Here is a 13098-nt window from a genome sequence, read left to right on the forward strand (position 1 = left end):
ATTATTATGGATTGTCGACCAAAGCAATATATTGCTGGCAGATAGCATTGATGCCGAACGATGCGATCGTTGCGCGATCAACGACTGGCGGAGAGGCATAGATATCTGCCAGCGTTTTTGCCAGTGACTCATCATTTAATGCTGTCAGCCCGCGCGCTAAGTCGCCTGTGAGAATTTCAGCGGGTCCACCCGGACAGTTTGTACTGACGGGCGGTGTCTGACAGATAATGGATTCGACCAATACATTACCAAAACCTTCACAGTCAGAGCTTAACACTAAGAGGCGTGCGCCTTTGATCCATGGATAGGGATTGGGCTGGAATGGACGGAAAACAATTTTGTTTTCAATGCCCAGCTCGGTAGCCAGCTGTTTTAGTTTTTGAATTTTAGCATCGGCGCCATTTCCCATCATGACCAGTGTTGTCTCTATCTGGCTCAGCGCAAAGGCGCGTAAGAGACGATCGTGACGTTTGTGCTCGTGGAAGCGGCCGACGTGAATGAGGTAATCCTGTCCCTGCATCTCATAGGGTTCGTCCGCCAGACGCTGGATTTCTGGAATATCGAAAGGATTATGGATAACTGCCTGGCGACGAAGATCGATTGCCAGCGTTTCCGAGAGGTCTTTCAACACGGCGGCTGAGACGGCCACAACATTGCGGTTTTCGTAGGTATGACGAATCTTATAATGTTTAAACCAGCGCGAAAGACCGCTGCGATGGCGCAGATAGGAGAACGAGAACATGCCATGTACGCAGAACCAGACTTTATCGCGTTCCAGTGCGCGGCAGTGCGCCACGATGCGGTCAGTTTTATGCAGGTGGGAGAACACCACATCAAATTTTCCACTGCGTTCAGCCTGCTTAATCGCATTATCCAGCAGCCGGGCGCGGCGCGGGATCTCCGTCAGCTTCCGCCACGGCTTTTTACACGTATCCTGAATAACCTGAAAATCGATGCCTTCCGGGATGGCGTAGTCGCACACTTTCCGCAGGGAGAACAGGGAGACCTGATGTCCCATTTCGATCAATCCGCTGGAAAGTGTAAGAACTGTTTTTTCAGCTCCTCCACCGGGTAAACCATCAATAATCATTAGGATGCGCATTTTTAATCCAGTAATTTTTGATAAAGCGAAATAAGCTGACTTGATAGTTTTTCGGGGGTGGCCTCTTTTACACGTTCACGTGCCGCTAGCCCCATATTGTTATTCTTTTCCAGAGAAGGAATGGCTGCTACTGCCTCCTTCAATGTGTTGATATCAAGTGCGTCACAGTAAAATCCGTTGTTGCCTTGCTCAATAAATTCGGCTCCGCCGCAACTCTCTGAAGTAATGACAGGTAAACCGCAGGCCATCGCTTCAAGAATAACGTTAGGAAAGGGATCATACAGCGTTGGCAGCAGTAAACCATCGGATAGCTGGTAAAATGGCAACGTCTCTTTTTGCATCCCCAGGAAACGGATTTGCCCTTCACAGCCGAGTGAACGGGCGAGTTCACGATAACGATTTTCCGCTTTATCCTGCCCAACCACAATCAGCCACGCCGCTGTTCCCGCGATAGCGCGTATGGCGCTGGCTAACCCCTTTCGTTCAAATCCTGAGCCTACAAAGCAAAACACAACGGCGTGGGTTGGTAAACCAAACTGCTGACGCAGCGCGGCACGCTGTGCTTCCTCGGCCGGAACGAAGCGGCTGGAATCAATTGAATTATAAATCACATGTATCTTTTTTGCGTCAATATCAAAGTCTTCGACGATTTCGCGTTTGATCATCTCCGCATTACAGATAACAGCTTTTAACTCAGGAGCCTGGTACATTTCACGTTCGGCATTCATCACGTAACGGTGGTAGCGATCGTGCATGAGCATTTGTGCGCGCCAGGCGGGCAGAATCCGCGCACGCTGCAGCAACCAGCGGCGATGAACGCCATCGCCGGCGCGGTAAATGTCGCAGCCCGGGATGCGCTCGTGGCTTTGTACAATATCAAATTGCTGCTGCTGCCACAGTGCACGGGCGGCATGCGCAAAACCGCGTTCGCGGCTGATGCGTCCCCACTTGCGCGGGTCACAAATGTGGATATGCCAGTCGTCCTGCTTTTCTCCCTGCCATTCGCGGGTGATAACGTTGAGCTCAAGATTTTGATTGCTTAACGCCGTCAGCGCACGGGAGACGAAACGTTCCGCTCCGCCATCAGGGCGATATTTTTGGCGAACAATCGCCAGGCGATGGTGTTTCATTACAGGTATCTCTTTGCAGCGGAGACGACAGCATCCACGGGAATGGCGTCGAGATAGCGTTCTTTGGTGCTGGTATCAATGGCGTCCGGATTGGGGAGCGGGCCGTAATCACCGGCCCAGATAACCTCCCCGTTGACCTGCCACGGAGACCAGAACGTCAGCTTTGAGGGGCCAAACAGCGCCACGCAGGGTGTCTGAAGCGCCGCGGCCATATGCATCGGCACGGAATCCACGCCGATAAACAGACGCGCATGATCGATAAGGGATGCCAGTTGACGCAGCGTCAATTGACCTGCCAGCGAGACGACACCCGTTTTCGGTGAGGCAGCGAGAATGCGATCGATCATTGCCATCTCTTTTTTATCCGGGCCAGCCGTGAGAACGATGGTGTGGCCTTCCTGCTGCAGGGCGGTGATGGTTTGCGCCATCTTTCCTTCATCCCAGCATTTGAAGAACCAGCGCGACGTGGGTTGAATCACGATGTATCGCTCGCCTACACCTTTTTGCGTCAAGAGGTGGTGTGCGTGTTGCCAGTCATCCGGGCGGTAAGCCATGGTGACGGCGGGTTTTGGGTCAACCGGCAGCGCTGACAGGATGGAAAGGTTTTGCTCAACGGTGTGCAGGGACGGGTGATTCGTGACAGAGACCAAATTGCTATGACAAAAACGCCAGAATGCACTCTTGCGCTTATTAAAGGCAAACCCGAGGCGAACCGGGGCACCGGTGAAGCGCGTGACGATGGCGCTGCGCCACTGATCGGCAAGGTTAATCACCAGGTGATAATGCTGTCTTCTTAATGTGCTAAGCAGCTGCCACTCTTTCTGGAGATGCTTCAGCGTGCCCAACTGCTTCCATTTGCGATCGATACCATAAATGGTGCCGATCGCCGGGTGCGCGGCGAGCATATCGCGTGTCTCTTCATAAAGAAGCACGTCGATTTGCGCCTCAGGCCATTTTTGGCGTAACGAATCGATGACGGGAGTGGTGAGTAACATGTCACCATGATGGCGAAGTTTGATCAGTAAAATGCGCAAATCAGGCGTGTCAGGTAAGTTATTCATCATCATCTTATCGGCGTTGTACTGTTGGCAATTCTAATAGACCTGGTAGCGACTTGCACTCTTTCTCCACAATGTCAGGAATTTCCCTGGAAGGGTTTACTCCTGCTTTGAGGCGTGCGTAACATAGCGCTAACTACTTTGTCTCATGGACTCATTATGAAAAAACCAGCGTTTATCATCACGATCGATACCGAAGGCGATAATCTCTGGCAAAACCATCGGGTGATTAAAACGGAAAACGCACGCTACCTGGCGCGCTTTCAGGCGCTTTGCGAACGTTTTGGTTTTAAGCCCGTCTGGCTGACAAACTATGAGATGGCAATCGAGCCCGTTTTCATTGAATTCGCAAGGGACGTTATTGCTCGCGGTCAGGGGGAAGTGGGTATGCACCTGCATGCCTGGAATAGCCCGCCGGAGCACGATCTCACGGGTGATGACTGGCGCTGGCAGCCGTATCTGATTGAGTTTTCAGACGAGATGATGCGCGAAAAAGTGCTCTTCATGACCCGCCTGCTGGAAGAGACCTTCCAGACCAAAATGCTGAGCCATCGTGCCGGGCGCTGGGCCTTTGATAGCCGCTATGCCAAATTGCTTATTGAACTGGGCTATCAGGTTGATTGTTCCGTTACGCCGCGCGTGAACTGGCGCAACGCGAAAGGTGCCCCGCAGGGGAGTGGCGGAACGAATTATCAGCATTTCCCTGACCATGCCTATTTCATGGACACGGATGATATTTCCCGGGCGGGTAATAGCCCGCTACTCGAAGTCCCGATGAGTATTCAGTATAAACACCCGGCCTGGTTGAATACCGTCAAGCAGGGCTACGATCGTCTTCGCGGTAAATATCGCTCACCGTCCGTGAACTGGCTACGACCGTCTGGTGGGAACCCCGCGCAGATGATTCAGGTCGCGCAACAGTGCTTATCGCAGGGGAATGATTACGTGGAGTTTATGCTTCATTCATCTGAGTTTATGCCTGGCGGGAGCCCCACGTTTAAGGATGAAGCGGCGATTGAGGACTTGTATCGCGATCTGGAAGCGCTGTTTACGTGGTTGTCAGATAAAACCGTAGGGATGACGCTGGCGGAGTTTTATCAGTACAAAAAAAATTAATGCCCGCGTAGCGGGCATTATCATCAGCGTTGTCTGGTTTGCGAAAAGGGTGTACTCAACGCAAACAGAGTAACAAAGAAGATCAAGGCTTCTGAGCTCAACAATATAACGTCGGTCAGGCCATACAGTAAAAGCAGGAGCATGGTTGTCAGCAGTAGGCCATTTTTATTTCTCATCGCATAAGCGATGACGGAAAAAAAGAAGAAACACAATATTACAACCCCTGGGATTCCCTGCAGTGAAAATCTCTCTATGAATTCATTATGCAAATGAATTTTAATGTAACCAAGCGCTGCTGCTACATGAGAATGACCATTTTTGACGTAATCCCGAGCCCACAACTCCCTACTTTTAATGGACTGTCCCAGTGGATGCGCAATGCCAGTCATAAGGCCTACATTCCACATTGAAAAACGAGCACCCAAGGAAGTTGCATCATGACCTTTCTGATAATTCTCTATTTCACTTACTGTTTGTTTTATTTTAGGGGAGATGAGCGGCTTGTAACTAACAATAATGATGCCTGCAACTATGCATAAAAAAATCATCAAGGAATTAAAATGTATTTTTCTGAACTGATAGAGGGTGAGAAAAATAGCCAGTATGAGATAAAGTCCCATGGCGGCGCGCGTGGCAGTCAATAGAATCAGGAAGAACGATATTAAGACGACGAAGCCCGCCAAAACATAAAATGTCACCTTTTTCTTAAGGTACAAGCAATATACAAGTGCTAATGATAGAACAGAGTAAATATAAGCTGCGATAGTTGGGCGATTTATAGCCATCTCTACACGAATAATCCCTTGTGTAGCCTGATAAATACCATAGCCTGTAGCCAGGATAAAACCGAATGCCGTTGTGACTAAAAAATATTTCTCAAAATCTTCTTTTTTTACGTAACTTTTAAAACGGTCAAGATAAAAGATTAAGAGACTGGATAGAATTAATTTTTTACTGGCTCCAAGATAATCACTGTAAGCATTAAGGCCCTCATTGTGTATTTCATAAGTAAAATACCAAATTAGATTAAGTAACCCTACTAACATTACAGGATAAGCTATGCTAAAAGGACGCCAGAATATTTTTTTATATTCAAATGCTAAACCGACTATACTGATATAGATAGCAATATAGAAAAACTCTCTTTGCTTCCCAGAGTTAACAAGTACCAGAGCTAAAGAGATAAGGCTCAATACTAGTGTTAACTGATAAAGTCTTAACTTTACTTTTTCCATAATGCCTCAATAACCCTTTTTTTATAGCTGAAACGAACATCGCTGGATAAGAAAAATGACAGCGAATAAAGCGCATTTACCCGTGATTTAACGAATGTGAGCTGTTGATCGGTAAGGTGTTGCCGATGGTTACTGTAAATATCAAACCAGTGACAATTAATCAGATTTTTAAACGCTTGCGGAAACGTTTTTTCCATCATTAATGTACATTCAACAAGTGTCGTGATTTTACTGGCGTCGAGACGACTCGACAAACTTTCGCTACGTTTGATGTAATAGTAATGGCCCTGGCGTTGATAGCAGATTTTTTCTGCCTGCATGAGCATGGCAGGAAATACCGCAAAGTCTTCGTAACAGACCATCGAGGGAATAGGGTTGCTCTCGTACAACTTCCGATGAATAAATTGACCGATGAGATGTGCCTGAAACGCTTTATGCTGCAAGAAACGCTTTATCGCCTCATTCTGTGAAAAAGAGACGGGCGTAAAGCCCTGCCAGAATGCGGTGATTTTCCTGATATCACGAGTTTCCAGCAAGCGCGTCAGTAGCATATCTGGACGCTGTGCTTTTAAAAAAGCCACTGCGTCCCTGAGGCTGCAAGGCTTCAGTCGATCATCACTATCCAGCATCGTGATGTAATCGCCTGATGCCAGAGACACTGCACTGTTCCGAACATGGCCGACGTTACGGTACTCAACGTACCGGGATTGCGCGTGTGGGAACGCAGGCAACCATTTCTCGATAATATCCTGTGTGGCATCATCGGAACTGTCATTAAAGATAATGACTTCAACAGCATCGCCCGCATTATCCATCGCGGCGTGCAGGCTTTCTAACGTAGCATGAAGCGTATCTTCGGCGTTATGCGCGGCAATAATGACGCTAAGAAAAGCCATAGAAATTAGTTTCCTTGAGCATCAATAGCATAGGTGGTTGCGTTAACGTTAGGTAACTCGCAGATAAAATGTTTAAGCTCGCGTAGTGCGTCTTCTGTTACCGCGAATAACGCTTCGCGTTCTTGTGAAAAATAATAACGTGTTTCAAACACATAAGAACAAATATTGTCGTCATTACCAATCAACAACACACTGCCAAGCGGACGCTGTTCATGGTGACAGCATGGTCCAAACAGCAACACCACCGGCACACCTACCGCGTCGGCAATATAAACGTTCCCCGAATCCGATGCGATATAGCAATCCATCTTTGAAATCGCCCAGGGAAGCTCTTCAAGGGAAATTTGCCCGATGAGGTTGGTGAAATTGGGCATTTCACCATAAGCACGGGTGATATCATCCATCCACGGCTGCTCATTGGGCGCACCAAATACATAAAACTCGCAGGGCAGGTCAGCGAGATGCTCAACAATTCGCTTCCAGATAATGGGCGGGACGGTTTTCGCTTTATTCCCGGCGGCGATACTGATGCCGATGCGGATAACGCCGGGTTTATCAAGGATTTCCGGCCAGGTCTGGGGCTTAAAAAGTGGCTTTGTAGCGTGCTTTGGGCAGTCTTGCCACGTAAGCGAGCGGTCCGCCAGCTTTAGATAGTTTGTGACCGATAACGTTTGTTTACCATGCTCAACGGTACCGTCAGCCGTGGTATAGAAAATGCCGTGATACCATCTGCGCGTATAAGTGCTTAAAAATTGTTTGTTTTTTGCATTACAGACGGAGGCGAAAAAGAGGTTTACGCTGTTGGGTTGCAGGAGATACACGTTGTCATAGCGATTCATAATCCTGCAGGCAAAGCAGAGCTTACGCCACAGATTGCGCTTATGCTGCTCGATAAAATAAATCTGCTCGATAGTGTCATCATGCTTCGCCAGCGCACCCACGCTGCGACTGATAAGCACATCGCTTTTTTGCAGGTACGCCAGGAGGGGCGTAGCATTAACAAAGTCACCGATTTTGGCTGTTTGAATGACAAGGTTTTTACCTGTGTCCTTGCGAAACAGCTTCCGGATGAGCTTCACCGGAAAGAGTAAAATCAGCAGAAATACATAACTCATGGGTTAAATATCCCTGTTGGAAAGCCAGTGGCTGCCCTGTAAAAATGAAAAAATAGCATCTGCGCTAATATCCTTTGTTTGCTGAGTCGGGCTGACCATCTGATGCTGGTTTTTACCGTAACCCCCAATCAAACCCGGATCGGTCGGGCCAAAAATCGTCAGATTTGGACGATCCAGCGCAGCGGTTAAATGGCTTAATCCCGTATCAACGGAAACGACAGCATTCGCTCCCGCTAACTGCGCAGCAACCTGTGCCAGCGTGAGTTTAGGCAAAACCTCAACATGCGAAAATCCTGCGGCCAGACGCTCCGCACGCTGTCGTTCATGTTCAGCGCCCCACGGGAGTTTAATATGGATACCGCAAGGTTGCATTAGTTCAATCAGCCTTCGCCAGTGCGTTTCCGGCCAGTGCTTATCGTCGCGCGTTGTGGCATGCAGGAAGACAAGATAAGGCTGAGTGGAGAGGGCTGTATTGCGTAAAAAATGCTGCGCAATGGTGTAATCGCCCTGAGCGTCGGGTTTCGCAAAGCCGAGGCTTTTCGCGAACAGCTCCCGGGTGCGTTCGACGGCGTGCTGCTGTTTTGCAATGTGGTGGCGACGGTTATAGAACAGGCTTGCCAGCGGTTCGCGGGCGGTGTGCCAGTCCATACCGTGCTTTACGCCGTGCGCCAGACGTGTCACCAGCGCGGCGCTTTTGACCAGTCCCTGCGCGTCGATGATGGCATCGTAACGCTGAGCCTGTACCGCATCGCGAAAGGCTTTGCGCTCGGCTTTAATGGGGGCGGAGAACCACGCTTTGCGCCAGCGGCGAATCGCCACCGGGATCACGCGATCTACCGCTTCATGCCAGGTGGGGATCTGCGCGAAGCCTTCTTCCACCACCCAGTCGAAACGAATGCCGGGAATGGCCCGCATGGCGTCCGTCAGCGACGGCAGCGTATGCAGAACATCACCCATTGAAGACGTTTTAACGATCAATACCCGCATTCGTTATCCTTCTTCGCTCAACAGCAGGGCGTTGAGTTCCTCAAGGACGCGCTCTGGCGTAATGTCGATCAGGCTCTGATGATAACCCTCAGCAGCATCACCTTTACGCACCTTGTGGTAGCCGGTGATGAGACGAATGACGCGCGCTTTATGCGACAGCGGCGGCGTGAAGTCTGGGCTGCTTGGGCCATATAGCGCCACCAGCGGGCGGTCCAGCGCGGCGGCCACGTGCATCAGGCCAGAGTCGTTGCTGACCACGGCCTTACAGGCGGCGATCAAAATAACCGCCTGCTCAAGCTGCGTTTCGCCAGCCAGATTGCGGCACCAGGCCTGCTGCTCGTTGCTCAGCGTGGCGAGAATTTCGTTACCCGCCTCGTGATCTTTCGCCGAGCCAAACAACACAATCTGGTAGCCTTCGTCGATCAGCTGTTTCGCCAGTTCGGCGTAGTGATAGTGCGGCCAGCGTTTCGCCGGACCGAACTCTGCACCGGGGCAGAAGCCAATCATCGGGCGTTCGGATGAAAGTCCAAACGCATTGCAGGTGTGGGATTTTTCCCCGTCGTTAACCTGAAGCTGTGGCCAGAGCAGCGGCTGCGGCAGGTCTTTCGCGCTGCGCATCACCCCTTTGTCGTAGGCCAGCGCCACGTAGCGCTCCACCATCAGCGGCCAGGCCTCTTTATCCAGCACCCGCGCGTCGTTCAGCAGGCCATAGCGCATTTCACCGCGCCAGCCGGTACGGTGCGGAATGCCCGCAAAGAAAGGCACGAGGGCGGACTTAAAGGAGTTTGGCAGCACGAACGCGCGGTCATAGCGCTTCTCTCGAAGGCTGTGGCCAAGCTTGCGGCGTTCACCGATTTCCAGCGCCCCGTGGCCGAGTGGCATCGGGATCGCCTCGTTCACTTCCGGCATACGCGACAACAGCGGACGGCACCATGCGGGTGCCATCACGTCGATTATCGCCTGGGGATAACGCGCCTTGAGCGTGCGATAGAGACTTTGCGACATCATCATGTCGCCCACCCATGACGGGCCGATCACCAGAATCTTCATACTTATGCGTCGCGGTTCAGCCAGGCCATATATTCCGTTACGCCTTCGGCAACGGTCTTGAACGGCTTGTCGTAGCCTGCGGCGCGCAGGTTGGTCAGGTCCGCCTGCGTGAACGCCTGATAACGGCCTTTCAGCTTATCCGGGAACGGAATGTACTCAATGCTGCCTTTCTTGTGGTACGCCAGCGTCGCGTCTGCCACCGCCTGGAAGGATTCCGCGCGGCCGGTGCCCAGGTTGAAGATACCGGACACGCCGTTTTCCCAGAACCACAGGTTTACGGCTGCAACGTCGCCTACGTAGACGAAGTCACGCTTGAAACCGTCGCTGCCTTCAAACAGTTTTGGACTTTCGCCGTTATTCAACTGGGTGTTCAGGTGGAACGCCACGCTTGCCATGCTGCCTTTGTGGCCTTCGCGCGGCCCGTAAACGTTGAAGTAGCGGAAGCCGACGATCTGCGAGTTCGCTTCTGGCAGAACCTGACGCACGTATTCGTCGAACAGGAACTTAGAGTAACCGTAGACGTTCAGCGGCTGCTCGTACTCGCGCGATTCGATGAAGTCAGAGGTGCGGCCGCCGTAGGTTGCCGCGGAAGAGGCATACAGGAACGGAATTTCACGCTCCAGGCAGTAGTGCAGGATCTCTTTGGAGTACTGATAGTTGTTGTCCATCATGTACTTGCCGTCCCACTCGGTGGTGGAGGAGCACGCACCTTCATGGAAGATGGCTTCGATCTCGCCGAACTCTTCACCCGCCATAATCTGGATAAGGAAGTCTTCTTTATCCATGTAGTCAGCGATGTTCAGATCCACCAGGTTAACGAACTTGGTGCCGTCTTTCAGGTTGTCCACCACCAGGATGTCGGTGATGCCTTTGTCATTGAGGGCCTTAACAATATTGCTGCCGATAAAGCCCGCGCCGCCGGTAACGATGATCATAACTGTAACCTTTGAAGTGTGGAGCCCGGGGACAATCCCGGACGCTAATATTCATATCATATCATTAGTATGCCGACCCTTCAGCCATTCACCGATATGCAGCAGGGTTACACGTGATTTATGCTGCAAAAACGAGAAGAGATACTGCGTCATCTCGTCATGAACTATAGGTTTGGGTAATATGTGCCGAAATTTGCCGAGTCTGGAGAATTGCAATGCGTGGTGATTTTTACAAACAGTTAAACAGCGACCTCGACACCGCACGTGCGGAAGGGTTGTTCAAGGAAGAGCGTATTATCACGTCTGCTCAGCAGGCGGACATCACCGTTGCCGACGGCAGCCATGTGATCAACTTTTGTGCGAACAACTACCTGGGTCTTGCGAATCACCCTGAGCTGATTGCCGCTGCAAAAAACGGCATGGACACCCACGGTTTCGGCATGGCCTCCGTACGCTTTATCTGCGGTACGCAGGACAGCCATAAGCAGCTTGAGCAAAAGCTGGCGAGCTTCCTCGGAATGGAAGACGCGATTCTGTACTCCTCCTGCTTCGACGCTAACGGCGGTCTGTTTGAGACCCTGCTTGGCGCAGAAGATGCGATTATCTCCGACGCCCTGAACCACGCCTCCATCATCGACGGCGTACGCCTGTGTAAAGCGAAGCGTTTCCGCTACGCCAACAACGACATGGTTGAGCTGGAAGCGCGCCTGAAAGAGGCTCGTGAAGCGGGAGCTCGCCACGTACTGATCGCCACCGACGGCGTGTTCTCCATGGACGGCGTGATCGCTAACCTGAAGGGCGTGTGCGACCTGGCGGATAAATACGACGCGCTGGTGATGGTCGATGACTCTCACGCGGTCGGCTTTGTCGGCGAAAACGGCCGCGGCTCGCACGAATACTGCGACGTGATGGGCCGCGTGGACATCATCACCGGTACGTTGGGCAAAGCGCTCGGCGGCGCATCTGGCGGCTACACCGCCGCGCGCAAAGAGGTGGTGGAGTGGCTGCGCCAGCGCTCTCGCCCGTATCTGTTCTCCAACTCCCTGGCACCGGCGATTGTTTCTGCCTCCATCAAAGTGCTGGAGATGGTGGAGTCCGGCGCTGAGCTGCGCGACCGCCTGTGGTCCAACGCCCGTCTGTTCCGTGAAAAAATGAGCGCCGCAGGCTTCACCCTGGCCGGTGCTGACCACGCGATCATTCCGGTCATGCTGGGCGATGCGGTCGTTGCGCAGAAGTTTGCCCGCGAGCTGCAGAAAGAAGGGATTTACGTCACCGGGTTCTTCTTCCCGGTGGTGCCAAAAGGTCAGGCGCGTATCCGCACCCAGATGTCTGCGGCGCATTCGCCTGAACAAATTGAGCGTGCGGTGGAAGCCTTTACCCGCATCGGCAAACAGCTGGGCGTAATTGCCTGAGGACGTGTGATGAAAGCGTTATCCAAACTGAAAGCGGAAGAAGGGATTTGGATGACTGACGTGCCGGAGCCGGAAGTCGGTCATAACGATCTGCTGATCAAAATTCGTAAAACAGCCATCTGCGGCACTGACGTTCACATCTATAACTGGGACCAATGGTCGCAGAAAACCATTCCGGTACCGATGGTTGTCGGTCACGAATACGTCGGCGAAGTGGTCGGTATCGGCCAGGAAGTGAAAGGCTTCAAAATTGGCGATCGCGTTTCTGGCGAAGGCCATATTACCTGCGGCCACTGCCGTAACTGCCGCGGCGGACGTACGCACCTGTGCCGCAACACCGTCGGCGTGGGCGTCAACCGTCCGGGCTGCTTCGCGGAATATCTGGTGATCCCGGCGTTTAACGCGTTCAAAATCCCGGACAACATCTCTGACGATCTGGCCTCCATCTTCGACCCGTTCGGCAACGCGGTACACACGGCGCTCTCCTTCGACCTGGTGGGTGAAGACGTGCTGGTCTCCGGCGCGGGTCCCATCGGCATTATGGCGGCAGCCGTAGCGAAGCACGTAGGGGCGCGCAACGTGGTGATCACCGACGTGAACGAATACCGTCTGTCGCTGGCGCGTAAGATGGGCGTTACCCGCGCGGTGGATGTCTCGAAAGAGAGCCTGACCGACGTGATGGAAGAGTTGGGCATGACCGAAGGCTTTGATGTGGGTCTGGAGATGTCTGGCGCGCCACCGGCGTTCCGCACCATGCTCGACACCATGAACCACGGTGGCCGTATCGCGATGCTGGGTATTCCGCCGTCAGATATGTCCATCGACTGGAACAAAGTCATCTTCAAGGGGCTGTTCATCAAGGGTATCTATGGCCGCGAGATGTTCGAGACCTGGTACAAGATGGCGGCGCTGATCCAGTCCGGTCTGGATCTGTCCCCGATTATTACTCACCGTTTCTCCATCGATGAGTTCCAGCAGGGCTTCGACGCGATGCGTTCCGGCCAGTCAGGGAAAGTGATCCTGAGCTGGGATAAGTAATCAAAAAGGGGCCTGCGGCCCCTT

The 13098-nt window shown here is 52.1% G+C and carries 12 protein-coding genes; 3 read left to right on the top strand and 9 right to left on the bottom strand.

The window, feature by feature from the left end; genetic code table 11:
* Window positions 1-4: 4 nt before the first annotated feature.
* Genes ACOQH0_RS00555 through rfaQ form a run of 3 tightly spaced genes read right to left on the bottom strand, consistent with a single transcriptional unit; the run spans window position 5 to window position 3299 of the window.
* Window positions 5-1102 (bottom strand): glycosyltransferase, encoded by a 1098-nt coding sequence (locus ACOQH0_RS00555; protein ID WP_029484913.1) that lies wholly within the window; start codon window positions 1100-1102, stop codon window positions 5-7.
* 2 nt (window positions 1103-1104) lie between these two features.
* Entirely contained in the window at window positions 1105-2232 is a 1128-nt protein-coding gene (locus ACOQH0_RS00560; protein ID WP_089598276.1) for a glycosyltransferase family 4 protein, read from the bottom strand.
* Entirely contained in the window at window positions 2232-3299 is a 1068-nt protein-coding gene (gene rfaQ / locus ACOQH0_RS00565) for a putative lipopolysaccharide heptosyltransferase III (RefSeq protein ID WP_325828512.1), read from the bottom strand. The genes ACOQH0_RS00560 and rfaQ overlap by 1 nt, the downstream gene beginning before the upstream one ends.
* Before the next feature lie 150 nt (window positions 3300-3449).
* Between rfaQ and ACOQH0_RS00570 the strand changes: the two genes are divergently transcribed.
* Window positions 3450-4406: a polysaccharide deacetylase family protein gene (locus tag ACOQH0_RS00570; RefSeq protein ID WP_421511336.1), complete on the top strand. Its 957-nt coding sequence runs from the start codon at window positions 3450-3452 to the stop codon at window positions 4404-4406.
* Window positions 4407-4429: 23 nt separating this feature from the next.
* Here the strand turns inward: ACOQH0_RS00570 and ACOQH0_RS00575 are convergent, their stop codons facing one another.
* The 6 genes from ACOQH0_RS00575 to rfaD are packed head-to-tail and all read right to left on the bottom strand — an operon-like array spanning window position 4430 to window position 10624.
* Window positions 4430-5641: an O-antigen ligase family protein gene (locus ACOQH0_RS00575; protein ID WP_421511337.1), complete on the bottom strand. Its 1212-nt coding sequence runs from the start codon at window positions 5639-5641 to the stop codon at window positions 4430-4432.
* Window positions 5629-6537 carry a glycosyltransferase family 2 protein gene (locus tag ACOQH0_RS00580; protein WP_421511338.1) on the bottom strand — a complete coding sequence of 303 codons (909 nt, stop codon included), beginning with the start codon at window positions 6535-6537 and terminating at the stop codon, window positions 5629-5631. The genes ACOQH0_RS00575 and ACOQH0_RS00580 overlap by 13 nt, the downstream gene beginning before the upstream one ends.
* Window positions 6538-6542: 5 nt before the next feature.
* Window positions 6543-7652 carry a glycosyltransferase family 9 protein gene (locus ACOQH0_RS00585; protein ID WP_421511339.1) on the bottom strand — a complete coding sequence of 370 codons (1110 nt, stop codon included), beginning with the start codon at window positions 7650-7652 and terminating at the stop codon, window positions 6543-6545.
* A gap of 3 nt (window positions 7653-7655) precedes the next feature.
* Window positions 7656-8639 (bottom strand): lipopolysaccharide heptosyltransferase RfaC, encoded by a 984-nt coding sequence (gene rfaC, locus ACOQH0_RS00590; protein ID WP_218308869.1) that lies wholly within the window; start codon window positions 8637-8639, stop codon window positions 7656-7658.
* Window positions 8640-8642: 3 nt separating this feature from the next.
* Window positions 8643-9689 (bottom strand): ADP-heptose--LPS heptosyltransferase RfaF, encoded by a 1047-nt coding sequence (gene rfaF, locus ACOQH0_RS00595; protein WP_010426390.1) that lies wholly within the window; start codon window positions 9687-9689, stop codon window positions 8643-8645.
* A gap of 2 nt (window positions 9690-9691) precedes the next feature.
* Window positions 9692-10624 (bottom strand): ADP-glyceromanno-heptose 6-epimerase, encoded by a 933-nt coding sequence (gene rfaD / locus ACOQH0_RS00600; protein ID WP_008502707.1) that lies wholly within the window; start codon window positions 10622-10624, stop codon window positions 9692-9694.
* Window positions 10625-10839: 215 nt separating this feature from the next.
* Here rfaD and kbl point away from each other — a divergent pair, with 215 nt between their 5' ends.
* On the top strand, window positions 10840-12036 hold the full coding sequence (gene kbl / locus ACOQH0_RS00605) for a glycine C-acetyltransferase (protein ID WP_010426385.1): 1197 nt from the start codon (window positions 10840-10842) through the stop codon (window positions 12034-12036).
* A gap of 9 nt (window positions 12037-12045) precedes the next feature.
* Window positions 12046-13074: an L-threonine 3-dehydrogenase gene (tdh, locus tag ACOQH0_RS00610; RefSeq protein WP_042717745.1), complete on the top strand. Its 1029-nt coding sequence runs from the start codon at window positions 12046-12048 to the stop codon at window positions 13072-13074.
* Window positions 13075-13098: the final 24 nt, after the last annotated feature.

Origin of the sequence: Enterobacter sp. JS8-1, from assembly GCF_049187015.1 — a bacterium.
Taxonomy (GTDB): domain Bacteria; phylum Pseudomonadota; class Gammaproteobacteria; order Enterobacterales; family Enterobacteriaceae; genus Enterobacter; species Enterobacter mori.

Excerpts from the sequence above, each read along its gene's own strand:
- ACOQH0_RS00555 (WP_029484913.1), bottom strand. The coding sequence starts at position 1,102 with ATGCGCATCCTAATGATTATTGATGGTTTACCCGGTGGAGGAGCTGAA.
- ACOQH0_RS00560 (WP_089598276.1), bottom strand. The coding sequence starts at position 2,232 with ATGAAACACCATCGCCTGGCGATTGTTCGCCAAAAATATCGCCCTGAT.
- rfaQ (WP_325828512.1), bottom strand. The coding sequence starts at position 3,299 with ATGATGATGAATAACTTACCTGACACGCCTGATTTGCGCATTTTACTG.
- ACOQH0_RS00570 (WP_421511336.1), top strand. The coding sequence starts at position 3,450 with ATGAAAAAACCAGCGTTTATCATCACGATCGATACCGAAGGCGATAAT.
- ACOQH0_RS00575 (WP_421511337.1), bottom strand. The coding sequence starts at position 5,641 with ATGGAAAAAGTAAAGTTAAGACTTTATCAGTTAACACTAGTATTGAGC.
- ACOQH0_RS00580 (WP_421511338.1), bottom strand. The coding sequence starts at position 6,537 with ATGGCTTTTCTTAGCGTCATTATTGCCGCGCATAACGCCGAAGATACG.
- ACOQH0_RS00585 (WP_421511339.1), bottom strand. The coding sequence starts at position 7,652 with ATGAGTTATGTATTTCTGCTGATTTTACTCTTTCCGGTGAAGCTCATC.
- rfaC (WP_218308869.1), bottom strand. The coding sequence starts at position 8,639 with ATGCGGGTATTGATCGTTAAAACGTCTTCAATGGGTGATGTTCTGCAT.
- rfaF (WP_010426390.1), bottom strand. The coding sequence starts at position 9,689 with ATGAAGATTCTGGTGATCGGCCCGTCATGGGTGGGCGACATGATGATG.
- rfaD (WP_008502707.1), bottom strand. The coding sequence starts at position 10,624 with ATGATCATCGTTACCGGCGGCGCGGGCTTTATCGGCAGCAATATTGTT.
- kbl (WP_010426385.1), top strand. The coding sequence starts at position 10,840 with ATGCGTGGTGATTTTTACAAACAGTTAAACAGCGACCTCGACACCGCA.
- tdh (WP_042717745.1), top strand. The coding sequence starts at position 12,046 with ATGAAAGCGTTATCCAAACTGAAAGCGGAAGAAGGGATTTGGATGACT.